Raw genomic sequence first — 25,468 nt, 5'->3', positions numbered from 1 at the left:
GTGGGAGATTACCAAGGGTAAGGAGGTATGTGGGTTGAAAAGTGAAAAAGATAAAAAGCAAAAAGTGTTTCCTCATATTAAAGATACTATTGATTACATAGATACCAAATTAGCCGTTGATAAAAGCTTTGATGTCATAAAATTAGATTTAAATTATGCAGATAGGCAAATGGCTATGTATATGGTAGATGGATTTGCTAAAGATGATATTTTACTGTTTATTATGAAATGGCTATCTGACCTTCAAGCAGAAGATATTGAAGATCATACGTTAGATAAATTACTGAAAAAATATATCCCTTACGTTGAGGTAGAAACTTCAGACGATCTTGAAGGAGTAATGGACAGTGTTTTAGCTGGTCCAATCGCCTTAGTTGTAGAGGGGATTGACAAGGTAATACTAATCGACGCGAGGACTTATCCTGTTCGCGGACCACAAGAACCAGATATGGAGAAAGTAGTTCGAGGATCTAGAGATGGCTTCGTCGAAACATTGGTGTTTAATACAGCATTAATTCGTAGAAGAGTGCGGGATCGTTCCTTACGAATGGTGTACATGCAAATTGGTAGAAGATCTAAAACAGATATAGTTATTTGTTATAACGAAGAAATTGCAGATCCAAGCCTTGTGGAAGCTGTAAGAAAATCATTGGAGGCAGTGGATACGGACGGTCTTCCATTAGGGGAGAAAACGTTAGAAGAGTTTATATCCGGGCGATATTGGAACCCATTTCCCATGGTTCGATATACAGAGAGACCAGATACGGCTGCAGCTCATTTATTTGAAGGGCACATTTGTATTATAGTAGATGGCTCCCCAAGTATTATGATGACACCGACAACGTTTTGGCACCATTTACAGCATGCAGAGGAATATAGAAATAAACCGTTAGTTGGTGCGTATTTACGTATGGCAAGATTTGCAGCGGTCTTTGCTTCCATTTTTCTTCTACCACTATGGTATTTAATGTCTGTTAGACCTAACTTGCTCCCAGCAGGCCTATCATTCATTGGGCCAGAAGAGATCGGACCCGTCCCGTTAATTGTTCAATTCATTTTAATTGAGATTGGTTTAGATGTTCTGCGGATGGCCGCCATACATACCCCTTCTTCTTTGGCAACTGCACTTGGTTTAGTTGCTGCTTTAATGATTGGACAAGTAGCAGTAGAAGTAGGGATATTAATCAACGAAGTTATTTTATACTTCTCTATCGCGGCCATAGGTACGTTTGCGACACCGAGTTATGAGATGAGTTTAGCAACAAGGTTAATACGACTCGCGCTTTTAGTCGTAACAGCAATGTTCCATGAAATAGGCTTTATTATTGCGACGACACTTCTAGTGGTATGGTTATCTAGTTTACGTTCGTTTTCTATCCCATATTTTTGGCCATTTATCCCATTTAATGCAAGGGCATTCTTCGATGTATTTGTCCGTTCGCCAATCCCATTAAAAAACAGAAGGCCAAAATTCTTGCACCCTAAGGATCCAGATCGTTAATGATGACGTAGAAGAGACTGTGACAAAACAAAAAGTGACTGCACAGGGATTTGCGCTGTAGGGGGACGCTTTCTACTTCGAAAAGCGAAAGGCGCGCGTTAAGCAGCGGCAGAAAAGATCGGAAGCCTGAGGAGGCAGCTCTTCAGCCACCGGAGGGCTTTTGGACTTTTCCGAGCGGTTGCGCACCTGAAGCTAGACATTACACTTTCCCGTAGGAGTCGACCCCTTCCGCTCCAATCCCAACAATTTATTTTGTAAAAGCCAAAATTCTGCAGTGTTTTAAGTTTAAACACAAAATCTAAAAGGTACATTCGTTTTACAGAATGTACCTTTTAGATTTTGTCCCATCCTTTTCTTTTTTGTTACTAACCTGGCCAATTATCCTCACTTATTGTTGATTGAAGACAAACAATTCGCTATACTCAAAATGGAGTTATAGGAGAGTGATGATGTTTTGAAAACGTTTTATGATGTCCAGCAACTGTTAAAGCGATTCGGCACAATTATATATACAAAAGATCGCTTGGCGGATCTTGAATTAATGGAAATGGAAATTAGAGATCTATATGATGCAGGAGTTCTTGAACGACAAGACTTTCAAATGGCGTTATTACTTTTACGACAAGAACAATCAAAATTAAAAAGATAGGTGACAATAATGAATGAACAATGGTTAGTTGGAGTAGACTTGGGTGGTACTACAACAAAATTAGCTTTCTTAAATACATATGGTGAAATACAACATAAATGGGAAATACCAACGGACACATCAAATAAGGGAAGTCAAATTGTCACAAACATTGCAAAAGCAATTGATAAAAAGCTAGAAGAATTAGATCATGAAAAAACAAAATTAAAAGGTATTGGAATGGGAGCTCCAGGTCCAGTAGACATGAATAAAGGAATTATCTATACAGCAGTGAACTTAGGGTGGGAAGACAACTATCCACTAAAAGATCGCTTAGAAGTAGAAACTGGTCTACCAGCGGTTATTGATAATGACGCAAACGTTGCTGCACTAGGTGAAATGTGGAAAGGTGCTGGTAATGGAGCTAAAGATCTTATTGCTGTAACTCTAGGAACCGGTGTAGGTGGTGGAGTTATTGCTAATGGCGATATAGTTCATGGTACGAAAGGTGCTGCTGGTGAAATAGGGCATATTACCGTAATTCCAGAAGGTGGTGCACCATGTAATTGTGGAAAAACTGGGTGTCTTGAAACCGTTGCTTCTGCTACAGGTGTAGTACGATTAGCGTTAAATGAGTTAAGCTCCACAGATACTCCGTCAAACTTACGCGATTTGTTGGAACAAGGAAATGACATTAGTGCAAAAGACGTTTTTGATCAAGCACGTGAAGGAGATGCAGTTGCACGTAAAGTTGTTGATCAATTAGCAACTTACTTAGGTTTAGCAACCGCTAACTTAGCTAATGCATTAAATCCTGAAAAAATTGTTATTGGCGGAGGAGTGTCGAAAGCTGGCGACATTTTATTATCTTCTGTTACAGAGAAGTTTAAGAAGTTTGCTTTTGGGCCAGTTGCTACAAGTACTAATCTTTCCATTGCTACATTAGGGAATGATGCCGGTGTTATTGGCTCCGCATGGTTAGTTAAGACGAAGCTTAAGTAACTAGACAATTATCCCACAAATAATACAAAGAAAGTTCACTCATACTGATAATGAGTGAACTTTTTTACATGCACATGAAACATTTATAATTAAGTACGTAAAGTTTTTTTGAAGAAAGAAGCAGATTTTAATCATGCTCTTAAAACCAGTACTAAATCCGTTTATGAGCTAGTAAATAAAATTTTAGAGAAGAAACGGTTTTATTTATCATGTAAGTGGGTAAAAACTTTTGAAGGAATAAAAAAGACAATATTTGTATATAGGCAGTAAGGTTTAGGTATACTGGATACTTTACTAGGAAAATAGTTCTGTTTTAAAATATGTTGAAACTTTTTTCGTTGGTTACCGTCATATACATATGTGACGGCAATGTATTAGTATAACCAATAAGTTTTAATTCATAATTGATTTATTGTAAAAAAAGTATTAAGATATGGATTGATTGTTTTGATATCTTCATTTGTCAAAACATGGATGCGAGGAGGTATATATATGACATCCGATAAAAAATTTAAAATTAGTTTCCCATTGATTGCAGCAGTCTTACTTTGGTTAAAAACGTATGTAGTGTATAAAACAAGTTTTAGTATTACTATTGAAAACACGATGCAAGAGTTTATTTTATTTTTAAATCCACTCCCATTCTTGCTGATCGTTTTAGGCTTATCTTTCTTTATGAAGAAAGAAAAATCGCGTATTAGATATGTACTGATAACAGCTTTTGTTACGTCATTTATTCTATATGCAAACGTTGCATATTACCGTTTCTTTAATGACTTTTTAACATTACCAGTATTATTTCAAACAAGTAACTTTGCTGATTTAACTGGTTCTGCTGCACAAGAAATAAATTTGGCAGATATTCTGTATTTTGCAGACTTTATTTTATTGGCAGTACTAGCTAAATGGAAGCCTTCATTCTTATATTGGAATGGTTTCCGCTTTATTAATCGTCCAGTGTTCTATCTAGTTGCTGCAGCTTTACTTTTTACGAATGTAGGACTAGCAGAAACTGAAAGACCACAACTATTAACACGTACATTTGACCGAGAATTGCTTGTAAAGAATATCGGTACGTACAACTATCATTTATATGATATTTATTTACAAACAAAAACTTCTGCTCAACGTGCACTAGCAGATGGAAGTGAGTTAGCGGAATTTGAAAATGCTATAGATTCAAACTACCGTGAACCTAACAAAGATTGGTTTGGTAAGGCGGAAGGTCGAAATGTTATTATGATTTCTTTGGAATCATTACAGTCATTTGTTATTAATAATGAAATGAATGGACATGAAGTAACACCATTCTTAAATTCCATCATTGACGATAGTTTGTACTTTGAGAATTTCTATCATCAAACATCACAAGGGAAGACTTCTGATTCTGAATTTATCTTAGATAATTCCTTATTCCCAACAGACCGTGGTGCAGTATTCTTTACACATTCAGGAAATACGTATAACTCCTTAACAAAAGAGTTAAATGGTATGAATTATTTTACTAATACAATGCACGCAAATAATAAGAGTTTCTGGAACCGTGACATTATGTATGATGCGTTTGGTTATGATTGTTTTTATGAATTAAATGACTATGAAGTAAATGAAGAAAACTCCGTTGGTTGGGGTATGAAAGATGATCCATTCTTTAAACAATCTGTTGAACATATGAAGGAAATGCCAAAACCATTTGCTTCTAAGTTAATTACACTTACAAATCATCACCCATTTGTATTGGATGAAGAAGATAAGTATATTCCAGAATATGATTCAAATTCAGGTACTTTGAACCGTTATTTCCAAACAGTTCGTTATATGGACGAAGCTGTTAAGAATATGTTCCAATATCTTAAAGATGCTGGTTTATATGAAGATTCTATTATTGTTATGTATGGTGACCACTATGGAATTTCAGAAAACCACAACGCTGCTATGAAACAATACCTTGGAAAAGATGTAGATCCATATGTAAGTACTCAGCTACAGCGTGTACCTATGTATATTCACATTCCTGGTGTTACAGATGAAGGAAAAGGTAAAACGTTTGATCACGTTGGAGGGCAAGTTGATTTACGCCCAACTATTCTTCACCTACTAGGTAAGGATACACAAGGCGATATTCAATTTGGTTCCGATCTATTAGCGGAAAATCGTGAGGACTTAGTGGTACTTCGAGACGGCCGTTTCATTACAGATGAACATGTGTATGCTGGAAATGCATGCTATGATCGTGAAACTGGTGAAGAAGTGGATGCTGAAAGCTGTGAAACGACAAAACCTCGTGCAGATGAAAAGCTAATGTACTCTGATAAGATTATTTATGGTGATCTACTTCGTTTCTACGGAGAAGAAGGGGTTATCAATAACGAAGAACTAAATGAGCAATTCCAAACGAAGTAAACTGATTTAGGACAATTTAAGAAACGGTGCAATCTTTTAAAGATTGCACCGTTTTTTATTTATACATGATAAATTTGTCCACTCCATAGAATGTCTTAAGAGAGAAAATTGGAGGGGATTCTATGGAGGTCAAAGTTCGAAAAGGTGATTCACTATGGTATTACAGTCAGCTCTTCGCTATTCCGATAAATATCCTTCTAGAAGCTAATAGGGATGTTAATCCTACAGCATTACAAATTGGCCAGAGAATTAAGATTCCAGGGTATGTTTCGGAGAATTATGTTGTTCGAGCTGGAGATACGTTTTATTCCATTGCAAACAGGAGAAACGTCCCACTTGATGGGATCTTGATTCTTAACCAAGATGTTTCTCCAAACATGCTACAAATTGGTCAAAGAATTATTGTCCCGATAAAAGTAATTTCACGAGTGGTTACTTCCGATCGAGCCTATGATTCTGCCATATTGGATAGAGATTTGGATCGTTTAGAAACGATTTATCCCTTTATCGATAGAAAAGTCATAGGTCGAAGCGTGGAGGGTAAGCCCATTGAAGAAATCATTGTGGGAACTGGAGAGCGGTTAATTCAAATAAATGCATCCTTCCATGCCAACGAATGGATTACCACTCCGGTATTGATGAGATTTTTAAATGATTACTTATTAGCATTAACTAATCAATCCGCAATCAGAGGGATAGATGTAAAGCCTCTTTTTACAAAGAATAAAGTGTCTTTTATTCCTATGGTCAATCCAGATGGTGTTGACTTAGTCATTAAGGGACCTCCACAGAACAAGAAAGAAGAAATACTTGCAATTAATAATGGTAGTAATGATTTTACAGGATGGAAAGCAAATATAAGAGGAGTTGACTTAAACAATCAGTATCCTGCTAAGTGGGAAATAGAAAGAGACCGAAAACCTTTTAAAGAGCCTGCACCTAGGGATTATCCAGGTCCGTCTCCTTTGTCCGAGCCAGAAGCTAAAGTGATGGCTGATTTAGCAAATGAAAAGCCTTTCCAAAGAATGCTGGCACTACATACCCAAGGAAAAGAGTTTTATTGGGGGTATGAAGGATTAGAACCAGAAGAGTCACAAGAGTTAGCGAAAGACTTTGAAAGAGTGAGTGGTTACAGAAGTGTGCAGTATGTAGATAGCTATGCGGGGTATAAAGACTGGTTTATACAAGAATTTCAACAAGCAGGCTTCACAATGGAGCTAGGAAGAGGCATCAACCCTCTACCGTTATCCCAATTTGAACAGATCTACGAAGAAATGTTGGGGGTGTTTTTAGTCACGTTATATAAGTAACATTAGTCAAAGTTTTAGATATGGGAGCGTATGCAGAATTTTTATGGAAATTTTGTGTTCGCTTTTTTTGTTACGTTAATAGTAAAAATTCATCGTTAGCCACGTCGTAATGTGGCTTGTCCTTAGATGAATTCCCTTAATGGTGTCTGTCACTTATGAGGGGAGTTATCTTGATTTAGACATTTTATGAAATTACCATATAGGACTTTAGGCTCAAAAGTAAATAATTGTTATTTATTTGTTACACAATTGAAACAAATCGTGATATGTTACGTCATATAAGAGAGAGAAAGGAGGGGGAACATGAGAAAACTCACCGTGTTATTGATTATTTTAGTCGGAATTTTAGTTAGTTGTGATTCTGATGAAATTTCTGTGCAACCTACTTTGCCAAGTGAAGACCAAAAAGAACTAGAGAATCCAATTTGGAACCCATTTAAATTACAGGAAAGTCATCAATTGAATTTCATTAGTTGGGGTAAGAATGATAATCTATTAGTTACCACAACGGGTAGTAATACAATTATTACAGAATACAATGCTCAAACAGAAGAAACGAGACAAATATATCAAACAGATTCGTTCATACAATCAGTAAACTATTATGAGCAAAGTGAGCGTTATGTAATCGTAGAGTCCCCTCAACGTATGAAGCTGAAATAACCATTTTAAACAATGATTTACATACCATATTTTCGAATAGTGTTCCTTCTACGGAAATAGATATTAATGCCACAGATTTATCTGGTAATTTGTTATTAGCCGTTACGGCATTTAAGGAAGATTGGAGTTATCAGTCATTTGTTTATGTAAATGAGGATTGGAAAGAAATTGAAGGTGTAGAGCCGTTTTTTTTCTTGATAAATGAAACGTCTATTGTACAACAATTATGGGAGAATGAAACATCCTATCTAGCTGATTTAGTAGAAACAAATATAATCAATCGGGAGAATAAAGTTTTAGTGGAAGATGTTTATTCTTTTTCTTTTCATGGAGATAAATGGGTAGTGATTACTCTTAATGAAGAAAAGAAAGAAACGTTAACTTACTCTGTATATAATGACAAAATGGAAAGAGAATTTTATGCAACAATTCCAGCCCTAGCACAATACGGCGACTATTTTTTAAGTGATTATACGCTTACCACTGATAACAGCCTGTTATTTTGGGCTCCACTAGCACAAGCAGATGCTGATGCTTATAGAAATGGATTTAAGTTATTTTTAGTTTCAGAGAAAAATCAAGATCCAATTGAATTAGACTTTCAAGATTGGTCAAAGCCTTTAAGCTGTCAGACAAGAGGGGATTTTTGTATAATAGGTGGAGATGAACCTATTGGGTTTTCGATAAAGATAAGAGAACGTTTCTCTCTAATAGAAGAACAGGAGTGAAGAGATTTGGCTATTGTCGATGTAACCGTTATTCCTATTGGAACCGATTCACCTAGTGTTAGCAAATATGTTGCAGACATTCAAAAGATATTAAACAAGAAAAAAGAAGAGGGTCTTATTAATTTTGAATTAACACCTATGAGCACACTGATAGAAGGAGATCTTGCTGTTGTCTTGCAAGTCGTACAAGAAATACATGAAGCACCATTTGCTAAAGGATTAGATAGAGTTGCGACAAACATTAGAATTGATGATAGACGTGATAAATCTAGAAAAATGGCACAGAAAATAGAGGCTGTTCAAAAGCACTTAGACTAACTTGGATAAAAAAAAATCGCCATTATTGGCGATTTTTTAATGTCCTCCAGGATAACCGTGATTAATAACTGTCATAATTGTAAACCAACCAAATACCCCTAGAGTACCTAAACCGAAAACAATTCCCATTAAGTTCTTGTTTTTCAGCGCACTAAAAGAACCAAATAGTGCAAGAATTGTCACAAGAGCTGTAATTATGGCAAATCCCATGTTTAAACCCCCTCTGTTTCGAGTTAGCAATATTTTGGCGGATCTTAGATTCCGTTGACCTGCCTATACTCAAAAAGAGCAATATTTAACTAACTTTACCATATGTATCATCTATATTTTATATGGTTTTGTATTATTTGTCGAGGTTATTTCAGAAAAGGCTTTCAATATTCTATTTGTGGTAAAGTAAAAGTAGAAAAGAAAAAGGAGTGAAGGTCATGAAGTGGAACCGAGTACCTCTTGGACCCTTACAAACAAATTGTTATTGGATTGAAAAAGATCAAAGCGTTCTCCTATTTGATCCAGGAGAAGAAGGAGCAAGATTAGTAAAACATTTTGAACAACAAGGGTTAACAGTAGCTGCAATATTGTTAACTCATGCCCATTTTGATCATATAGGTGCTGTTGATATAGTCAGAGAAAGATTTAATTGTCCTGTATACCTTCATGAGAAAGAGAAAAATTGGTTAACGGATGCAAGTTTAAATGGGTCAGAGCGGTTTGGATTAGGTAAAATAGTGTGTAAGGATGGCCCGTCAAATATTCTAACGAAAGAACAAGTGATGGAGCTAGAAGGAATAACATTAAACGTGCTTCATACACCTGGCCATTCACCAGGAAGTGTTTCTTTTTACTGTAAAGAGCTAGGAATAGTTATTGCTGGAGATACTTTATTCCAACAAGGAATTGGTAGAACAGATCTATACGGTGGATCAATGGACGTACTCATGAAATCTATACATACAAAACTACTAACATTACCTGAAGATACAGTGGTACTTTCCGGACATGGGAATGAAACAACTATTGGATGGGAAATGGAGGAGAATCCGTACTTAAATGGATTCTAGAATACCTGTACAATTGTTGTATACATTTAGTGCACCAAGCAATCCATTTAACTGCAAACAAAAAGAGGTAGGGGTAACCCCCACCTCTTTTTATATGTAAGTTCATCAATTGTTGATATTAATGACCTACTCCAGGCACCATAATAAACGTTGTATAGTACGTAAATCCAACAAAAAATGTTGTTAAGTATGCCCCGAATATGTAGATATACATTCTTTCTGATAGTTTTAAATACCCCAGTAAGATGAAAAATCCTGTTTGCCCTAAGAATAGAAGCGCAGGTACATACATATCCCCTAAATAAAACATAACCGCAAAAATTGCTGTCCAAAATCCAAGCATTCGATACATGCGATCCATAGATGTCCCTCCTTTGTCCACATTAACTCATAAATATTATATAGGAAAACGCATCCAAATGTAAATAACACCTTTTTTGGATAGATAACCTTAGGATGCTTCATATATGCTTAATTCGAGATAAATATGTACAAATTATGTACAACTCTAACCTAAAAATAAATTATTTTTACGCTAAATAACTGTACAAAAGTTATACATTAGGTATACAATATGAGTAAGTTAAAAACAATATGGAGGGGAAAAACATGAATGAATTGATTTTCTATACGTACCCAAGCTGTACTTCTTGCAGAAAAACAAAAAAATGGTTAACGCAAAACGGTGTTTCGTATAAGGAACGTCATCTATTCCGTGAAACTCCAACTGCTGAAGAAATTCGTGAGATCCTCTCACTAACAACAGAAGGCTTAGATGAAATCCTCGCAACTAGAAGTCAGACATTTAAAAGTTTGAACTTAGATGTGGATACAATGCCACTATCCGAAGTAATTGAATTATTAGTGAAAGAGCCAAAACTTTTGCGTCGTCCGATTCTATGTGATGGTAAGAAGCTTGTAGTAGGTTATAATCCAGAAGGGTTACGCAGTTTAACTAATAAAAAGAATTCATTAGCGATTTAACAGATAAACATACTGCTCTTCTAAAACTGTACTTAGTTTTAGAAGAGCTTTTTTGTATTTAATACCTTATTTAATTGAAATAAACGATGGATCGAATTAAGAGTGACTGCACAGGGATTTCCGCTACAGGGGGGACGCTTTCCACGGGGCGGGTTGCTGTATTGAAAAGCGGAAGGCGCGCGTTTAGATGCGGCAGCAAACTTGGAGGGACCGAGGAGGCAGCTCTTCAGCCACCACAGGGCCATCTGAGTTTGCCGAGCATCTGCGCACCAGGAGCTAGACATCGCTCCTCGTCGCGGTAGTTCATGCTCCTGTGGGGTCTCAGTAACCCACCTTTCCCGTAGGAGTCGCCCCCTTCCGCTACAATCCCAAAGGTTTTTTACTGTGGGCACAAATCCTGCGTTAATGTAGTATTAACCTTCTAAAAAAGTCATGATAAAAGGTACATTCGTCTTTGAATGTACCTTTTGAGTGTTTTTTTCCTATACTCCTTTGTAACATACTGGGCTAGCTGGATTCGAACCAACGCATGACGGAGTCAAAGTCCGTTGCCTTACCGCTTGGCTATAGCCCATTAACAGTAATAGTATAAATCAAATCAAAAATAATATACGTTAAAAAGAGGATTTTTTGTTTTTATGTCGAATAAAGTAGTTAGCCAAATGAAAGGAGTTGAAAAATTGAGCAACATTTCAATTGAAGGTAAAGTTAATCAAATCATTCAACAAGCAATTGCATTGAGAGTAACAGATGTACACATTTGTCCTCGTAAATCCTCCTACCTCCTCCAATATAGGAAAACCAATGAACTATTATTTGATGAAGAGATACCAATTGATGTAGCAGAAAGAATGGTAAACCATTTAAAATTTATCTCAGCTTTGGATGTTAGTGAAAGAAGGATACCTCAAAGTGGTGCAATCCAATTTAGCGATTTGAATACTTCTCTACGTGTTTCAACTCTCCCTTTAACCCTAGGAACAGAAAGTCTAGTCATACGAATTTTATCCTCTGACGATGTACTTCATGTAGACAACTTATCTATTTTTCCAGAGTCCCTAACCATATTAAAAAAATTAATGTCAACATCGAATGGACTGATCCTGCTAACTGGTCCTACAGGAAGTGGCAAAACGACAACCATGTATAGTATGATGCGTTATTGTGTGGAAGAACTGAATAGACATATTATTACCATAGAAGATCCAGTTGAAAAAAGAGATGAGCGATTTGTACAAGTACAGGTCAATGAAGCTGCTGGTATAACTTATTCCACTGGTCTTAAAGCAATTTTACGTCATGATCCAGATGTGATAATGCTTGGTGAAATTAGAGATCGTGATACAGCAATGATAGCTGTAAGAGCGGGTTTATCTGGTCATCTAGTTTTGTCGACATTGCATGCCAAAAACACCAAAAGTGCTATTACTAGGTTAAAAGAATTTGGCATTAAACCTTTAGAAATTGAACAAGCCGTCATTGGAATTACTGCACAAAGATTAGTAACTACAAATGGTTCAAGTATAAAATATTCGAAGGAAAAGACGATTCTCTATGAAATTTTGTCTGATAAGAACCTACAAGAGTATTTAGTTTCAGGAAACGCTAAAGAGTTGTTAACCCTTCCACATCAATTAACCAATGCTTTAACAAAAGGATTTATCAGTAAAGAAGAATATTTACGTTGGACATATGAAGAATAATAAAATTTCTATAAAACAGCCTGAATTCTTTCGACTATTTAGTAGTCTACGTGAAACTGGTTACACGGAACTAGAGGCAGTGCAGTATATGGAAACACTCTATCCTAGCTGGGATTGGTTGCTAGAAGTTAAAAATGGCTTGAAAGAAGGTATTGCCTTATCCTCCATTTTAAAGTCTTGTGGTTTTTCTAAAGATGTATGTTGGCAAGTATATTGTGCAGAAACACATGGTCATATGAAAGAAGCATTAACTATGATTTACCACTCTCTCATAGAGAAGAATTTGTACATGAAACAAATGAAGAACACTTTAAAATATCCAATCCTGTTATTACTTTTCTTTCAATGTCTACTGTATGGAATGAAAGTGTTTATTCATCCTTTTTTTCATTTACTGCAGCCAGAAAGCTCATCTTCTGTAGTGCAGCCACTTTTAGAAACAGTTCTTTTTATCATTCCAATTTTTCTTTGGTGTCTTTTATTACTCCCAATTCTTATTATCCTTGTTCTCCTGAAAGTTAATCGAGTAAGTAATCCTTTACCGTACCTTTCCTCACTTGAAAAATTTCCAATGATTAATTATTTTCTAACACCTTTATTAGAGCACCAACTAACAAGAGAGTGGAGTTTTTTTATTCGCTCTGGATTTACGCATATTGAATGGTTGTCAGTTTTGGAACATCAATCCTTACATCCAGTGTTAAGGGTGTATTCAATAAGATTAAGCAGAAAACTAAAACATGGGTATACGTTGGGACAATCTGTTAGTGATCTTCCGTTTATTAGTGATAATTTAGTGAAAGTAGTTGAATCGGGTGAAAAGAGTGGGACCATTGGTCGTGATTTATCGACTTACTCCAAAGACCAACTGTACCGATTGCAAGAAAGGATACAATCATCGCTTAAATGGATACAGCCAATGTTTTTTACGTTGATTGCTATTTGTATCATATTGTTATATTTATCTCTTATTCTGCCGTTATTAGCTATGATGCAACAAATTTAGGAGGTTATGATGAATTTAAATCAAAAAGCTTTTACGTTAATTGAAATGATGATTGTTATGTTGGTTATCACAGTTATATTAGCTATCACAATTCCAAATATCTTCAATCAAAGGCAAGCTGTAGAAAGCAAAGGATGTGACGCTTACATTCGTGTAGTGGAGAGTCAAGTGCAGTCGTATAAAATGAAGTATGAAGTAATCCCTGCAGTGTCTAACTTAAAGGAAGTGGGATTTATTCAAGGGGAGGAACTAAAGTGTCCCGATGGTAGAAGTATATCAATACAAGAAACTGGTCAAGTAACAGTTGATGCAGCCAGCGAATTATAAGAAAGATGGTGGGTTTACCTTAATTGAAATCTTATTGGTTCTTACGATAATTGTCATATGTGTTATACCTTTTATGGCTTTTAAACCATCAATGGTTATTAAGGCATATCACACAGAGTTAGCACTAGACAAGCTAGCTTCAGATATTCATTACGCTCAGGTACAAGCTATAACAAAACGAGTTTATGTGGTGGTTGATTTTGCGGCAAACACAGGACAATATGATGTCATTATTCAAGGGAAAAGAACAATAGCGAGAGACTATTCAGAGTTATTCCAATTTAAGCCTCAAACTATACAAAGAATTGTTTTCTATTCTAATGGATCCTCCAATACGCTAGGGAGCATGCTAATAAAAACGAACGAAGAGATTTATAAATTACAAGTTTTTATAGGGAAAGGTCGGTTTGAAATTGTTAAACAGTAATGGAGTAACATTGCTAGAACACTTACTAGCATTTTCATTAACAAGTGGAATGATTTTGTCCTTTTTCCCTATAAATCAAGCCATTCAAGAAAGTTTATTACTAGAAATGAAGTTTATATCTATGAACCGAATTCTAGAGGAAGAAATAGAGCGTTTTGTAAGGGATGGTACTTATAAGGAGTTTAGAATAGATGGAGAAACCCGCTATACCATTTCAATTTCAACAGCAAACAATGGCGAAATTAAAAAAGCGTGTGTGCGAACAAATCAATTATCGAATTGTTTGGAGTCAGAAAGGATTTACGCTCCTTGAATCATTACTTTCTTTGATGCTATTTACGTTTATTATCCTACTTACAACAATCTGTCTTCAATGGAACATCCAAAAGGGGGAGGAGTTATATAATCAAAGTTACTTAGAATGGGAAATGTTTCAACATTATTTAGTAGATGAATCTAGGAGAGCACTTCATATCGATACCTTAAATAATCAATTAATCATGACAATGAAAAACGGCGATAAAATTAAATATGAAAAGTATGGAAATGTAATTCGTAGAAGAGTAAATGATAAAGGTCATGAACCAGTATTGCTCGGCATAAATGGAATGATTGTTAATAGAACTCAAGGTTCCATTGAACTAGAAGTGTCTTATTCCCTTACATTTTATAAGTCAATAGTTGTTAGAGGTGTAGATTGATGCAAAATGGCTATGCTATGATTCTAACTTTAATTACAATTAGTATCCTATGGATATATGCTTTATTTATCGGTTTACAATTCCATCAGATAAGTCAAATACGTAATTCCTTTGAGGACGCTAGACTGGCAACATCAAGAGCAATAATTGCTGCATATAATTGCATAAATCTAGACTCTGGAGAGTATACGTATATGATAAGAGGCAAAAAAATCAGGGTAGATGTAGTGCGTAACAAACATGATGCGCAAATGCAGGTATATATAGAAAATGACAACAATCCGTATTCCTTATATACTAAAGGACAACAATTATTGGTTGGAATTAAGGAGTAGATGAGATGTCTATTGTATTTATAGGTTTTATGGCGGCTGGTAAGAGTACAGTTGGAAGAGAATTTGCTGAAAAGTGTGGAAAGAAGTGGATTGATACAGATGAATGGATTGAAGATACAGTCGGAATGAAGATCCCTGATATTTTTGCAAAAAAAGGAGAAACGTTCTTCCGCCAAAAGGAATTTGAGGCGTTATGTTTCGCATTAGAACATGCGGAGGTCATCACAACTGGTGGTGGAATTATCGAAACAGAGAAATGTAGAGAAGTGTTGCGGAAACATCCAAATGTTTACTTTCTTCAAGCCCACCCTTCTGTTTGGCGTGAAAGGTTAGGAGACGCTGCTTCAAGACCAAATGCCAATACTAGAAGTAGAGTAGAATTAATTCAATTATATATAAGACGATTACCTTGGTATGAAGAGTGTTCTAATACCATAATTGATACTACGAAACTATCGCTAGAAGAAACAATGCAGAGAGTAGAATCAAAATTTATAGGTTTGAATGGAGCTGTCTGACGTATTAGGTTTTTTTATGAAATATACTATGTTTATAAAATTCAAAAATGTTTAAAGGATTCTCCTTCTGGATAACCTAATAATGGATAAGGAGGAGAGCAGTATGTCTCTTAACGATTATATAAAATTTATTACGCAACAATTTGTAAAACACTACAATCAGCCAATTCATGAGCGCAAGCAAGTTCGATTAAATAAAAAACAGCAGAAAAGTCCATTTATGACTAGGTGGTTTGGAGTAATTCCACAGGCTATTATGCTATTGGTAAAGAAGAAGTGAAAATAAGAGGCTAAAGCGAAGTAAGAAATCGCTTTAGCCTTTTTTGTTACGTGACCATTAACAACTCATCGTTAGCCTCGTGATGTGGATTGCTTTTAGATGAGTCTCCTTACATTTGAACTATTAGTTGTCTTAAACTCATCAGGAGTGAAAAAATTGGAGCTGAGAAGAGAATAAGAACGATCTATACACTCTTCGTTTTGGAAATCGAGAGCCGAGAAGAGAATAGACCTTCTAAATATTACACATCCAAATAAAAGATTCCGCCATTAATCACTTGGCAATTGACCACGGGTTCATATTGCTGGCGCAAAGCTTCTTTTTCCACATGAAACGTTTCCGGAAGTTCCTCTAATCCTTCATAAAATGCATCTAGTAACGCTAAATCTTCCTCCCAGCGCTTCTTCGCTTCAACAGCCCAGGCATCGTCCTCTTGCCTGATCGTATTTTCTAAGTAGGAATAAATACGATTCAACGCACTAGTAGGCATAATAAGGGGAGATAACGTAAAGCAATAATCAGGTATAGATGGCCCAAATTGGCGATCTTTAATATATTCCATCATTCCATCTTTCATCTGCCCATTAATAAGGCTAATTCCGATTGAATGGATTTCTTCTCGCTTCTTATCACATTGGTAGGTTAAAGAAATATTTACAATTAACCATGGTTGCAGGCTTCGCTGACGCAACTGAAACGTTTCTTTGCGCTCATATAGCTTCATAAACTTAGATAGAACTTTTGTTTTGTCTAATAATTGATGTAGTCTCGGAGAACCAAAGTGAATCCATTCCCCTTTCATTCCTTCATCTCGAAGCTTTGAATCCGTGATAAACGTTACGTTCATTGGAGCGGGTGTTCCACCAGTTTTCTCTAAATAATGCCAGTAAAAAGGTCTGTTCATGAGCGCTTTATCCATTTCAACAGTTAATTGAATGGCTAATGCACCATCTGTAGATTGATCGAGTTGGCAATCAGTGGCACGGAAGAATCTCTCAAGAAATTGATGAATTTCGTTCGGTTGCATGTTGTTCCTCCTCATGAATGGAATGAACCCACTCTAAAGTAGAAGTAAGATTTGCAAGTTTTATCTTCATTTCACCTTCTGATTTAGAGGAGTGTAGGATATCTTCTAAATGTTTCTCTACAGAACCAAACTCCATTCGAGTGAGAATATCATCCAATTCTCCAATAACTCTCGTGAAAAGTTCAATTTTCTTATAAAGAAGAGAAAGAATGTGATCCTCGACGGTATTCTCAATAGCGAAATTATATATATGCACGTCTTCTTTTTGACCTAAACGGTGAATACGGCCAATTCTTTGCTCTAGCCTCATCGGGTTCCAAGGTAGATCATAATTAATTAAATGATGACAAAATTGAAGGTTGATACCTTCACCACCAGCTTCTGTAGCAATTAAAACTTGAATGCGATTCTCAAATAACTCTCTCATCCAATCTTTTTTTCCTCGTTTAAATCCACCTCTAAATGGAACAGAAGAAATGCCGTTTTGCTGCAGGTACCACTGAAGGTAAAGTTGGCTCGCCCGATACTCTGTAAAAACAATTACTTTATCATTTACTTCTTTTACAATCTCTAAAACTTTTTGTGCTTTAGAATTAGCGGTCACATTATTGATAGAAGTAAAGACTTTTTGAAAGGATGGATGATCCACAATGTTTCGGTCTGGATTCTTTTCTATCATATTTTTTAGAGTTGTATAGACAGCCTCACGACTACTGCATGCCTCTCTTTGAAGAGTAAGAAGAGAAAAGCCATTTACACCTTCTACACCAAGATCTTTTAGTGCAGTGATACTGTCATAAAGCTCCCGTTCTTCCTTTGAAAAAGAGATAGGTATTGTTTCGACTTTTCGTTTTGTCCATTCAATCCCTGTATCTTGTCGTCGATTTCTAATCATCACACGACTTACTAATTCTCTTAAGTGTGCATCCTCTTCCATTGTTGTTGTAGAAGATTTATATTGTTCAGAGAAGCGAGATTCATTCCCTAAGTGACCAGGTTTTAATAAAGATACTAGGTAAAAAATTTCTTCGATTTTATTTTGGATAGGGGTTGCGGTTAAAAGTAAACAAAATCTCTTTTTTAACAGTTGTGCAAATTCATAGTTTTTTGTTTTATGATTTTTTAATTTATGTGCTTCATCGATGATAACTAAATCATAATTTTGTTGTAACACTTTTTCTCTATGAGGCGAACGTTTAGCCGTATCAATGGAAGATACAACAATATCGCATTGATCCCATACGTAATCCTTCTTTTGTGGGACTGCTGGGATATGAAACTTTTGATTTAATTCACGTGCCCACTGAGAAACTAGGGAGGCGGGAGCTAGGATTAACACTTTTTTCACTAAACCACGAATCATATATTCTTTTAAAATTAATCCCGCTTCTATTGTTTTTCCAAGGCCTACCTCGTCTGCTAAGATGGCTTTTCCATGCATGTTCTCTACAACTTGCCTAGCTACTTCTAATTGATGAGGTAGAGGTGTCAAGTTAGGTAAATAATTTGGAGCCTGTAAACCGTCGAAAGTTGGGATATGAGTTGATTTAGCACTTTCATATGCTAATTGAAACAACTCCCAATTCCCAAATGGACCATCTTTATCCAAGTGCTCCTTTAATTGTTTACCAAATTCCTGATCAAACGTAATATTGACACTCATATATATCCTCCTTAACGATCCTCTCATTGCCCAAATGCCGGTTTGGTGGTACGATAATTGAGTAGTTAAAAGATTCGAAATTTCGACTCTTTCTGCGCTTCTTATCTTTTCACAATGGATAATTTATCTATTTAGTATCACTAGTATGTCCCGTTCTATACATATTTATAGGAAGAGATTCCAAGAGAACGGTAGAAAACATGTTGTTTTAAGTGAGGCAAGAGGAAAAGGGGGACTTAGCATGACTGCGTTACGTACACCGTTGTATGATGTTTACAAAGAGTTTGGTGCAAAAACAATTGATTTTGGAGGATGGGAATTGCCTGTGCAATTTTCTAGTATCCTCGAAGAACACGAAGCCGTCCGTACAACTGCCGGCTTATTTGACGTTTCTCATATGGGAGAAATCCAAGTCAAAGGTTCAGGGGCGTTTTCTTATTTACAAAAATTGTTAACAAATGACATGAGTAAATTAGAGGATGGAAAAGCTTTGTATACAGCAATGTGTTATGAAAATGGCGGAACGGTAGATGACCTGCTCGTCTATCAATTAGAAGCGAATGATTATTTATTAGTTGTAAATGCAGCGAACATCGAGAAGGATTACGAATGGATGGTGCGGCATGCAACAGAAGATGTAGAGGTAGTAAATTTATCTCATCAATATGCACAAATCGCACTTCAAGGTCCAGCTGCCAATAATATTTTAAGTAGTTTAGTAGACTTTGATGTAGAGAGTATCCGCTTTTTCCGTTTTGAAAATGAACTAATGATTGCTGGCATCCCAACACTTGTCTCTCGTACAGGGTATACAGGAGAAGATGGGTTTGAATTATATTGTCCTGCGGATCAAGGAGCAGAATTATTCCGTTCTGTGATGAAAGCTGGAGAACCATTTGGCATTAAAGCTTGTGGTTTAGGAGCGAGGGATACACTTCGTTTTGAAGCTACCCTAGCACTCTATGGTCAAGAGCTCTCATCTGAAATAACGCCGTTAGAAGCTGGTATAGGTTTTGCTGTTTCTTTTAAAAAGTCTGATGATTTTATCGGAAGAAATGTCTTAGAAAAGCAAAAAGCAGAAGGGTTAGAAAGAAAGTTAGTGGGTATTGAGATGATGGACAAAGCTATTCCTAGACATGGCTATAAAGTCTTGGTAAATGACCAAGAAATTGGCCATGTAACAACGGGAACTCAATCACCAACGTTGAAAAAAAATATTGGATTAGCATTATTAAATATAGATTTTACAGAGAAAGGAACAGAAGTAGAGGTAGAAATTCGCGGTAAACGAAAAAAAGGGCAAGTTATTCCAACTCCATTTTATAAACGTACAAAGTAGGGGGAAACGACATGGCAATTCATCGTTATTTACCAATGACGGAAAAAGACCAACAAGAGATGCTGAAAGAAATTGGTGTACAATCTGTTGAAGAGTTATTTTCTGATATTCCAGATTCTGTTCGATTTAAAGGGGAATACAACATTAAACCAGCTTCCCCAGAACCTACCTTATTAAAAGAATTAGGGAAGATGGCGGCAAAGAATGTAAACACAAAAGATGCCGTTTCATTCCTTGGAGCTGGTGTTTATGACCACTCTATTCCTACCATTGTAGATCACGTTATATCAAGATCCGAATTTTATACAGCATATACACCTTATCAACCAGAAATATCACAAGGTGAACTACAAGCCATTTTTGAATTCCAAACGATGATCTGTGAATTAACAGGAATGGATGTAGCAAATTCCTCTATGTACGATGGTGGAACTGCACTAGCAGAAGCAGCAACGTTAAGTGCTGCTAACACAAAAAGAAAACTAGTGTATATTTCGGAAGGTGTTCACCCGGAAACGAGAGATGTTGTAACCATGTATGCAAAGGGTCAAAATATTGAAGTCGTTACAATCCCTCTGGCGAATGGTGTTACGGATTTACACGCTTTAGAAGAGGCAATTCAAGTTGCTCCTCCTGCAGCTGTCATTGTGCAATATCCAAATTTCTTCGGACGTCTAGAGCCGATGCAAGAGATCGAAGTGTTAGCTCACAGTCAAAAATCAATGTTTGTAGTTTCCAGTAATCCAATGTCTTTAGGTGCACTAAAACCGCCTGGAGCATTTGGAGCAGACATCGTAGCTGGGGATACGCAAGTGTTTGGAATACCAGCATCATTTGGTGGACCGCATTGTGGATACTTTGCTGTAACAAAAGCGCTGATGAGAAAAGTCCCTGGCCGTTTAGTCGGTCAAACGGTAGATGAGAATGGAAAACGAGGATTTGTTTTAACTCTTCAAGCTCGTGAACAACATATAAGAAGAGATAAAGCCACTTCTAACATTTGTTCAAACCAAGCGTTAAATGCTCTTGCGTCTTCTGTTGCGATGGCAGCATTAGGGAAGAGAGGCGTAAAGGAGATGGCACTTTTAAATCTTCAAAAAGCACATTACGCAAAGAATCGATTAAAAGAGTCTGGTTTTACCATTGAATGGGATGGTGCATCGTTCAACGAATTCGTCGTTAAATTAGAGCGTCCAGTTAGCGAAGTGAATGCACTTCTTCGAAACAAAGGCATCATTGGTGGATTTGACCTTGGTCGAGTAAAAAACGAGTGGAATAACCTAATGTTAGTTGCTGTAACAGAACTTAGAACAAAAGAAGAAATTGATCAATTCGTTGTAGAGCTGGAGGGATCTTATGTTAACGCATGAACAACCTTTACTATTTGAATTATCAAAAGAAGGACGTATTGGTTATAGTTTGCCAGATTTAGATGTACCAGAGGCTCCTTTAGAGAGTTTACTGGATGAAACATTTATTCGTGAAACTCCAGCAGAGCTTCCAGAGATCTCTGAATTAGATATCATGCGTCATTATACTGCTCTATCTAAGCGAAATCATGGGGTGGATTCTGGGTTTTATCCGCTTGGATCTTGTACGATGAAATATAACCCGAAAATTAATGAAGCTGTTGCCAGATTTGCAGGATTTGCTCATATTCATCCTCTTCAAGATGAGGAAACAGTGCAAGGCGCAATGGAATTAATGTATGATTTACAAACGCACCTTAGAGAAATTACAGGGATGGACGAGGTAACGCTTCAACCTGCAGCAGGTGCCCATGGGGAATGGACTGGATTAATGATGATTCGTGCGTACCATGAAGCGAATGGCGACATTCATCGTACGAAAGTAATTGTTCCAGACTCGGCACATGGAACAAACCCTGCATCTGCGACCGTAGCTGGATTTGAAACGGTAGAAGTAAAATCAGATGAACATGGATTAGTAGATTTAGAAGATTTAAAACGTGTTGTAGGTCCTGATACTGCCGCATTAATGTTAACGAATCCAAACACGTTAGGTTTATTTGAGGAACATATTGTAGAAATGGCACAAATCGTTCATGAAGCTGGAGGTAAGCTTTATTACGACGGAGCTAACCTAAATGCTGTTCTATCCAAAGCTCGTCCAGGAGATATGGGATTTGACGTAGTTCACTTAAACTTGCATAAAACATTTACTGGTCCACACGGTGGTGGAGGTCCTGGTTCTGGTCCTGTTGGAGTGAAGCAAGACTTAATTCCATATTTACCGAAACCTGTTTTGGTTAAATCAGGTGATCGTTATACCTTTGATTATAATCGTCCAGAAGCAATTGGACGTGTGAAGCCTTTCTATGGAAACTTCGGGATCAATGTTCGTGCTTATACTTATATTCGCTCCATGGGTCCAGATGGCTTAAAAGCAGTAACGGAAAATGCTGTTCTAAATGCAAACTACATGATGAGAAGATTAGCTCCTTATTTCGTATTACCATATGATCGACATTGTAAACATGAGTTCGTAATTTCTGGTAAGAAACAAAAAGCTCTAGGGGTAAGAACACTTGATATGGCTAAACGTCTGCTTGACTTTGGTTATCATCCACCAACAATTTATTTCCCTCTTAACGTGGAAGAGTGCATGATGATTGAACCAACGGAAACAGAATCAAAAGAGACGCTTGATGCATTTGTAGATGCCATGATTCAAATTGCAAAAGAAGTAGAAGATACACCTGAACTTGTTCAAGAAGCACCACATACGACTGTTATTAAGCGACTTGACGAGGCGACAGCTGCACGTAAACCGATTTTACGTTATCAAAAAGCATAAAATAGTTTAAGAGAGTATATAGGACTAGTTCCTTATACTCTTTTTTAGATTTATGCAGGAATTTTACTAAAAATGTAAAAATATATAGTAGGGTAATAATAAACAGGATTAGAAGAAAAGAGGGGTAGAATTGAGGCTTTTGAGTTTGACGTTAGTAATAATGTTCTACTTAGTTGGGTGCAATTCTATCCCTTCTGATTTGCCAATAGATGCACCGTCTTCAGAAGAAGAGGTAATGAGTGAAAAAGTAAGTAAGGCTCCTTACAGTCCACCATTGATTGACTTCTTAAAAAAGAAACCAAAAGTATATGAAAAAGAAACTAGTCCTTTCGTAGTATCATTTGTTGGGGATGTCATGATGGATTGGTCTGTCAAAGGAGCAATAGAAAAATATGGTCCCGATTTTCCATGGAAAGATGTCACGCCTATTCTATCTGCATCAGATATAAGTATTGCGAATCTAGAAACTGCTGTGACAACAAGAGGGATTGCAGACGATAAACAATATGCTTTCCGCTCTGCACCAGACTCTTTAAAGGGTTTAGCAAATGCTGGAGTTGATATTGTTTCTTTAGCAAATAATCACTCTTTAGACTATGGAGTGGAAGGTTTGTTAGATACGTTTGATTATATTACTGCTTCAGGTATGCGTTATATTGGTGCGGGAAAATCAGAAGAAGAAGCGTATCAATCGATCGAAATGACGCTAGGGGGCGAAAAGTTAGTTTTTTAGCTTTTTCTCGAGTACTTCCAACTGTAGATTGGTATGCTGTTGGAAATTCTCCAGGTATAGCCAGTGGGTACCAAGAAGATCGAGTAGTAGATATTATTCAGAAAGAAAAGGCAGAAAATGATCTTGTTTTTGTGTACATTCATTGGGGAAAAGAGAAAATTTCTCACCCAGAACAGTATATTCGTAACTACGGAAAAATGATGGTGGATGCTGGTGCGGATGCAGTTGTAGGCTCACATCCTCATGTACTTCAAGGAGTAGAATATTACAAGGAAAAACCTATTGCCTATTCGTTAGGTAACTTTTTATTTCCTGATTATGTTTCCGGGCTATCTGCTGATACAGGTATTATGAATTTTGTAGTGGACGATAAAATAACATTGGAATTCTTTCCATATGTCATTTTAGATAATCAGATTGTTGGTCCAAGTGATACCTACATTGAAAGTCAGAGAAGATATTTAGAAGGGATTTCTTACTTTGTTAAGGCTGAAAGCTTAGGGAATGGTGGGTTTGTATTATTGCCTAAGCAATAAAAAACGCAGGTTGTTAGCCCGCGTTTTTTTATTATTTCTTCTTCACCTTACCAGTCCAAGTACGGAAGCCGCCTTTTAAATGGTAAAGTTCACGATGTCCTTTTTTATATAGAAGTTGTGCAGCTCGACCGCTTCTAATCCCGTTTTGACAATATAAGTATACAGGTTGGTCTGGACGAATTTCTTGTGCACGAGTACGGAATTGAGATACCGGTATATTTCGAGAACCCCAAATGTGTCCGCCTTCATGTTCTTTTGTTTCACGAACATCAATCAATTGAGCTTTACGATACCCTTGACGAAACTCTTCTTCTGTCAACGGTTTCAATATACGTTTTTGTTTAAAATACGTATAAAGTGAATACGAGATAATTGCTCCTAAAATTATAAATAGTACATATAAACTTTCCATACCACTATCTCCCTTTCTACCTAAACACTATATTCTATTATATTCATCTACATTAGAATTATCAAAGGAAACAGAACAATTTGTATCAAAACTTTGAAAGCAATCTGCTTCTTTGATAGACTTACTAGGACACTATGAGAAAAGGATCTGGTTAGATTGACAAAAGAAATTTGGGCATTTATTGATTCTGGAGATCGCTCTCCCTCTTATAATATGGCATTAGATGAGGCACTTTTAGAGTGGCACAGCAAAGGAGAGATTCCTCCAGTGGTCCGATTCTACGGTTGGAATCCTCCTACGCTTTCCATTGGTTATTTTCAAAAAGCTGAAAAAGAAATAGATTTGGAAAAAGTAAAAGAATTAGGTCTTGGATTTGTTCGTCGTCCGACAGGTGGAAGAGGTGTTCTTCATGAGCATGAATTAACATATTCTGTCATTGTATCTGAAGAACATCCAGAGATGCCTAAGACTGTTACGGAAGCGTATCGAGTTATTTCAGAAGGAATTCTAAAAGGGTTTCATGCACTTGGAATGGAAGCTTACTTTGCTATTCCAAGAACGGATGAAGAAAAAAATAGTTTGAAGAATCCTCGTTCTTCTGTATGCTTTGATGCTCCTTCTTGGTATGAATTAGTGGTAGAAGGAAGAAAAGTAGCAGGTAGTGCACAAACAAGACAAAAAGGAGTAATCCTTCAACATGGATCAATCCTTTTAGACTTAGATGAGGATAAATTATTTAGTTGTTTTATCTACTCTAATGAACGTGTAAAAGAAAGAATGCGCCAAGCATTTCGTAAAAAAGCAGTAGCTATAAGTCAATTAACCGATCGTAACATTACGATACACGAAGCGAAAGAAGCATTTCACAAAGGATTTGAAGAAGGCTTAAATATTGAATTAAAGCCATACGTTTTAACAGACGAGCAAGAAGCATATGTAGAAAAACTAGCAAAAGAAAGATACGAATCAGATGAATGGAATTACCGAAGATAGTAATTGTAACATAATTGTAATAATAGGGTGAATGTATCTTTTTTAAAAGGAAT

27 protein-coding genes, 1 tRNA gene and 1 pseudogene are annotated in these 25,468 nt (G+C 36.5%); 23 read left to right on the top strand and 6 right to left on the bottom strand.

Going from position 1 to position 25,468, the window contains the following annotated elements:
- The first annotated feature begins 34 nt into the window (after positions 1-34).
- The 8 genes from G8O30_RS07830 to G8O30_RS07795 all read left to right on the top strand — a co-directional run bounded on the left by G8O30_RS07830 (position 35) and on the right by G8O30_RS07795 (position 8,553).
- Positions 35-1,501 (top strand): spore germination protein, encoded by a 1,467-nt coding sequence (locus G8O30_RS07830; RefSeq protein ID WP_239674411.1) that lies wholly within the window; start codon positions 35-37, stop codon positions 1,499-1,501.
- Positions 1,502-1,955: 454 nt separating this feature from the next.
- Positions 1,956-2,150, top strand: a complete 195-nt coding sequence (locus tag G8O30_RS07825) for a YqgQ family protein (RefSeq protein ID WP_239674410.1) — start codon at positions 1,956-1,958, stop codon at positions 2,148-2,150.
- Positions 2,151-2,159: 9 nt separating this feature from the next.
- Positions 2,160-3,131, top strand: coding sequence for an ROK family glucokinase (locus tag G8O30_RS07820; RefSeq protein WP_239674409.1), 972 nt, complete (start codon positions 2,160-2,162; stop codon positions 3,129-3,131).
- Positions 3,132-3,623: 492 nt separating this feature from the next.
- Positions 3,624-5,534, top strand: a complete 1,911-nt coding sequence (locus G8O30_RS07815; RefSeq protein WP_239674408.1) for an LTA synthase family protein — start codon at positions 3,624-3,626, stop codon at positions 5,532-5,534.
- 122 nt (positions 5,535-5,656) lie between these two features.
- The gene (locus tag G8O30_RS07810) at positions 5,657-6,844 is read left to right on the top strand and encodes a M14 family metallopeptidase (protein ID WP_239674407.1); all 1,188 of its coding nucleotides are present in this window, start codon (positions 5,657-5,659) and stop codon (positions 6,842-6,844) included.
- Positions 6,845-7,147: 303 nt separating this feature from the next.
- Positions 7,148-7,507 (top strand): hypothetical protein, encoded by a 360-nt coding sequence (locus tag G8O30_RS07805; RefSeq protein ID WP_239674406.1) that lies wholly within the window; start codon positions 7,148-7,150, stop codon positions 7,505-7,507.
- Positions 7,504-8,235 (top strand): YqgU-like beta propeller domain-containing protein, encoded by a 732-nt coding sequence (locus G8O30_RS07800; protein ID WP_338040679.1) that lies wholly within the window; start codon positions 7,504-7,506, stop codon positions 8,233-8,235. Before G8O30_RS07805 ends, G8O30_RS07800 begins: the two co-directional genes overlap by 4 nt.
- Positions 8,236-8,241: 6 nt before the next feature.
- The gene (locus G8O30_RS07795) at positions 8,242-8,553 is read left to right on the top strand and encodes an MTH1187 family thiamine-binding protein (protein WP_239674404.1); all 312 of its coding nucleotides are present in this window, start codon (positions 8,242-8,244) and stop codon (positions 8,551-8,553) included.
- 36 nt (positions 8,554-8,589) lie between these two features.
- Here G8O30_RS07795 and G8O30_RS07790 read toward each other — a convergent pair whose 3' ends face one another.
- Positions 8,590-8,763, bottom strand: coding sequence for a DUF2759 domain-containing protein (locus G8O30_RS07790; protein WP_239674403.1), 174 nt, complete (start codon positions 8,761-8,763; stop codon positions 8,590-8,592).
- 218 nt (positions 8,764-8,981) lie between these two features.
- On the opposite strand from G8O30_RS07790, the gene G8O30_RS07785 reads away from it, so the two are divergent.
- A complete protein-coding gene (locus G8O30_RS07785) occupies positions 8,982-9,614 on the top strand; it encodes an MBL fold metallo-hydrolase (RefSeq protein ID WP_239674402.1) in 633 nt (210 codons plus the stop codon).
- Positions 9,615-9,732: 118 nt separating this feature from the next.
- On the opposite strand, the gene G8O30_RS07780 is transcribed toward G8O30_RS07785, so the two are convergent.
- Positions 9,733-9,975: a DUF2626 domain-containing protein gene (locus G8O30_RS07780; RefSeq protein ID WP_239674401.1), complete on the bottom strand. Its 243-nt coding sequence runs from the start codon at positions 9,973-9,975 to the stop codon at positions 9,733-9,735.
- 248 nt (positions 9,976-10,223) lie between these two features.
- Here G8O30_RS07780 and G8O30_RS07775 point away from each other — a divergent pair, with 248 nt between their 5' ends.
- A complete protein-coding gene (locus G8O30_RS07775; RefSeq protein ID WP_239674400.1) occupies positions 10,224-10,598 on the top strand; it encodes a Spx/MgsR family RNA polymerase-binding regulatory protein in 375 nt (124 codons plus the stop codon).
- Between the two features lie 502 nt (positions 10,599-11,100).
- On the opposite strand, the gene G8O30_RS07770 is transcribed toward G8O30_RS07775, so the two are convergent.
- Positions 11,101-11,172 (bottom strand) — tRNA-Gln (locus G8O30_RS07770).
- 106 nt (positions 11,173-11,278) lie between these two features.
- Between G8O30_RS07770 and comGA the strand changes: the two genes are divergently transcribed.
- From comGA to G8O30_RS07730, 8 genes are all read left to right on the top strand, one after another.
- Positions 11,279-12,301, top strand: a complete 1,023-nt coding sequence (comGA, locus tag G8O30_RS07765; protein ID WP_239674399.1) for a competence type IV pilus ATPase ComGA — start codon at positions 11,279-11,281, stop codon at positions 12,299-12,301.
- Positions 12,291-13,307 carry a type II secretion system F family protein gene (locus G8O30_RS07760; protein ID WP_239674398.1) on the top strand — a complete coding sequence of 339 codons (1,017 nt, stop codon included), beginning with the start codon at positions 12,291-12,293 and terminating at the stop codon, positions 13,305-13,307. Before comGA ends, G8O30_RS07760 begins: the two co-directional genes overlap by 11 nt.
- Before the next feature lie 6 nt (positions 13,308-13,313).
- On the top strand, positions 13,314-13,634 hold the full coding sequence (gene comGC, locus G8O30_RS07755) for a competence type IV pilus major pilin ComGC (protein WP_239674397.1): 321 nt from the start codon (positions 13,314-13,316) through the stop codon (positions 13,632-13,634).
- Positions 13,615-14,061 carry a competence type IV pilus minor pilin ComGD gene (gene comGD, locus G8O30_RS07750; RefSeq protein WP_275576534.1) on the top strand — a complete coding sequence of 149 codons (447 nt, stop codon included), beginning with the start codon at positions 13,615-13,617 and terminating at the stop codon, positions 14,059-14,061. Before comGC ends, comGD begins: the two co-directional genes overlap by 20 nt.
- A gap of 191 nt (positions 14,062-14,252) precedes the next feature.
- Positions 14,253-14,762: a competence type IV pilus minor pilin ComGF gene (gene comGF / locus G8O30_RS07745; protein ID WP_239674395.1), complete on the top strand. Its 510-nt coding sequence runs from the start codon at positions 14,253-14,255 to the stop codon at positions 14,760-14,762.
- Positions 14,763-14,779: 17 nt separating this feature from the next.
- Positions 14,780-15,097: a hypothetical protein gene (locus G8O30_RS07740; RefSeq protein WP_239674394.1), complete on the top strand. Its 318-nt coding sequence runs from the start codon at positions 14,780-14,782 to the stop codon at positions 15,095-15,097.
- Positions 15,098-15,102: 5 nt separating this feature from the next.
- The gene (locus G8O30_RS07735; RefSeq protein ID WP_239674393.1) at positions 15,103-15,615 is read left to right on the top strand and encodes a shikimate kinase; all 513 of its coding nucleotides are present in this window, start codon (positions 15,103-15,105) and stop codon (positions 15,613-15,615) included.
- A gap of 103 nt (positions 15,616-15,718) precedes the next feature.
- Positions 15,719-15,895, top strand: coding sequence for a YqzE family protein (locus G8O30_RS07730; protein ID WP_239674392.1), 177 nt, complete (start codon positions 15,719-15,721; stop codon positions 15,893-15,895).
- Positions 15,896-16,136: 241 nt separating this feature from the next.
- Here the strand turns inward: G8O30_RS07730 and G8O30_RS07725 are convergent, their stop codons facing one another.
- Complete coding sequence (locus tag G8O30_RS07725; RefSeq protein WP_239674391.1) at positions 16,137-16,922, bottom strand: YqhG family protein; 786 nt, start codon at positions 16,920-16,922, stop codon at positions 16,137-16,139.
- Complete coding sequence (locus G8O30_RS07720) at positions 16,891-18,585, bottom strand: DEAD/DEAH box helicase (RefSeq protein ID WP_239674390.1); 1,695 nt, start codon at positions 18,583-18,585, stop codon at positions 16,891-16,893. The genes G8O30_RS07725 and G8O30_RS07720 overlap by 32 nt, the downstream gene beginning before the upstream one ends.
- A 241-nt stretch (positions 18,586-18,826) precedes the next feature.
- Here G8O30_RS07720 and gcvT point away from each other — a divergent pair, with 241 nt between their 5' ends.
- The 4 genes and pseudogenes from gcvT (at position 18,827) to G8O30_RS16255 (ending at position 24,010) form a co-directional block, all read left to right on the top strand.
- Positions 18,827-19,924 (top strand): glycine cleavage system aminomethyltransferase GcvT, encoded by a 1,098-nt coding sequence (gene gcvT / locus G8O30_RS07715; protein ID WP_239674389.1) that lies wholly within the window; start codon positions 18,827-18,829, stop codon positions 19,922-19,924.
- A gap of 11 nt (positions 19,925-19,935) precedes the next feature.
- The gene (gene gcvPA, locus G8O30_RS07710; protein ID WP_239674388.1) at positions 19,936-21,294 is read left to right on the top strand and encodes an aminomethyl-transferring glycine dehydrogenase subunit GcvPA; all 1,359 of its coding nucleotides are present in this window, start codon (positions 19,936-19,938) and stop codon (positions 21,292-21,294) included.
- Positions 21,281-22,741, top strand: coding sequence for an aminomethyl-transferring glycine dehydrogenase subunit GcvPB (gcvPB, locus tag G8O30_RS07705; RefSeq protein ID WP_239674387.1), 1,461 nt, complete (start codon positions 21,281-21,283; stop codon positions 22,739-22,741). The genes gcvPA and gcvPB overlap by 14 nt, the downstream gene beginning before the upstream one ends.
- 160 nt (positions 22,742-22,901) lie before the next feature.
- Positions 22,902-24,010, top strand: a pseudogene (locus tag G8O30_RS16255) (CapA family protein).
- A gap of 31 nt (positions 24,011-24,041) precedes the next feature.
- Here G8O30_RS16255 and G8O30_RS07690 read toward each other — a convergent pair.
- Entirely contained in the window at positions 24,042-24,422 is a 381-nt protein-coding gene (locus tag G8O30_RS07690) for a rhodanese-like domain-containing protein (protein ID WP_239674385.1), read from the bottom strand.
- A 156-nt stretch (positions 24,423-24,578) separates the two neighbouring features.
- Here G8O30_RS07690 and G8O30_RS07685 point away from each other — a divergent pair, with 156 nt between their 5' ends.
- Positions 24,579-25,415: a lipoate--protein ligase family protein gene (locus G8O30_RS07685; protein ID WP_239674384.1), complete on the top strand. Its 837-nt coding sequence runs from the start codon at positions 24,579-24,581 to the stop codon at positions 25,413-25,415.
- The last annotated feature ends 53 nt before the right edge of the window (positions 25,416-25,468 follow it).

Origin of the sequence: Mangrovibacillus cuniculi (assembly GCF_015482585.1) — a bacterium.
Classification (GTDB): domain Bacteria; phylum Bacillota; class Bacilli; order Bacillales; family R1DC41; genus Mangrovibacillus; species Mangrovibacillus cuniculi.
Note: the sequence above shows the minus strand (reverse complement) of the source record. Positions and strands in the feature narration are given on the sequence as shown.

Excerpts from the sequence above, each read along its gene's own strand:
- G8O30_RS07735 (WP_239674393.1), top strand. The coding sequence starts at position 15,103 with ATGTCTATTGTATTTATAGGTTTTATGGCGGCTGGTAAGAGTACAGTT.
- G8O30_RS07785 (WP_239674402.1), top strand. The coding sequence starts at position 8,982 with ATGAAGTGGAACCGAGTACCTCTTGGACCCTTACAAACAAATTGTTAT.
- comGF (WP_239674395.1), top strand. The coding sequence starts at position 14,253 with ATGGAGAAACCCGCTATACCATTTCAATTTCAACAGCAAACAATGGCG.
- G8O30_RS07725 (WP_239674391.1), bottom strand. The coding sequence starts at position 16,922 with ATGCAACCGAACGAAATTCATCAATTTCTTGAGAGATTCTTCCGTGCC.
- G8O30_RS07780 (WP_239674401.1), bottom strand. The coding sequence starts at position 9,975 with ATGGATCGCATGTATCGAATGCTTGGATTTTGGACAGCAATTTTTGCG.
- comGC (WP_239674397.1), top strand. The coding sequence starts at position 13,314 with ATGATGAATTTAAATCAAAAAGCTTTTACGTTAATTGAAATGATGATT.
- G8O30_RS07740 (WP_239674394.1), top strand. The coding sequence starts at position 14,780 with ATGATTCTAACTTTAATTACAATTAGTATCCTATGGATATATGCTTTA.
- gcvPB (WP_239674387.1), top strand. The coding sequence starts at position 21,281 with ATGTTAACGCATGAACAACCTTTACTATTTGAATTATCAAAAGAAGGA.
- G8O30_RS07805 (WP_239674406.1), top strand. The coding sequence starts at position 7,148 with ATGAGAAAACTCACCGTGTTATTGATTATTTTAGTCGGAATTTTAGTT.
- G8O30_RS07760 (WP_239674398.1), top strand. The coding sequence starts at position 12,291 with ATGAAGAATAATAAAATTTCTATAAAACAGCCTGAATTCTTTCGACTA.
- G8O30_RS07820 (WP_239674409.1), top strand. The coding sequence starts at position 2,160 with ATGAATGAACAATGGTTAGTTGGAGTAGACTTGGGTGGTACTACAACA.
- G8O30_RS07720 (WP_239674390.1), bottom strand. The coding sequence starts at position 18,585 with ATGAGTGTCAATATTACGTTTGATCAGGAATTTGGTAAACAATTAAAG.
- G8O30_RS07810 (WP_239674407.1), top strand. The coding sequence starts at position 5,657 with ATGGAGGTCAAAGTTCGAAAAGGTGATTCACTATGGTATTACAGTCAG.
- gcvPA (WP_239674388.1), top strand. The coding sequence starts at position 19,936 with ATGGCAATTCATCGTTATTTACCAATGACGGAAAAAGACCAACAAGAG.
- comGD (WP_275576534.1), top strand. The coding sequence starts at position 13,615 with ATGCAGCCAGCGAATTATAAGAAAGATGGTGGGTTTACCTTAATTGAA.
- G8O30_RS07815 (WP_239674408.1), top strand. The coding sequence starts at position 3,624 with ATGACATCCGATAAAAAATTTAAAATTAGTTTCCCATTGATTGCAGCA.
- G8O30_RS07730 (WP_239674392.1), top strand. The coding sequence starts at position 15,719 with ATGTCTCTTAACGATTATATAAAATTTATTACGCAACAATTTGTAAAA.
- G8O30_RS07690 (WP_239674385.1), bottom strand. The coding sequence starts at position 24,422 with ATGGAAAGTTTATATGTACTATTTATAATTTTAGGAGCAATTATCTCG.
- G8O30_RS07790 (WP_239674403.1), bottom strand. The coding sequence starts at position 8,763 with ATGGGATTTGCCATAATTACAGCTCTTGTGACAATTCTTGCACTATTT.
- G8O30_RS07775 (WP_239674400.1), top strand. The coding sequence starts at position 10,224 with ATGAATGAATTGATTTTCTATACGTACCCAAGCTGTACTTCTTGCAGA.
- gcvT (WP_239674389.1), top strand. The coding sequence starts at position 18,827 with ATGACTGCGTTACGTACACCGTTGTATGATGTTTACAAAGAGTTTGGT.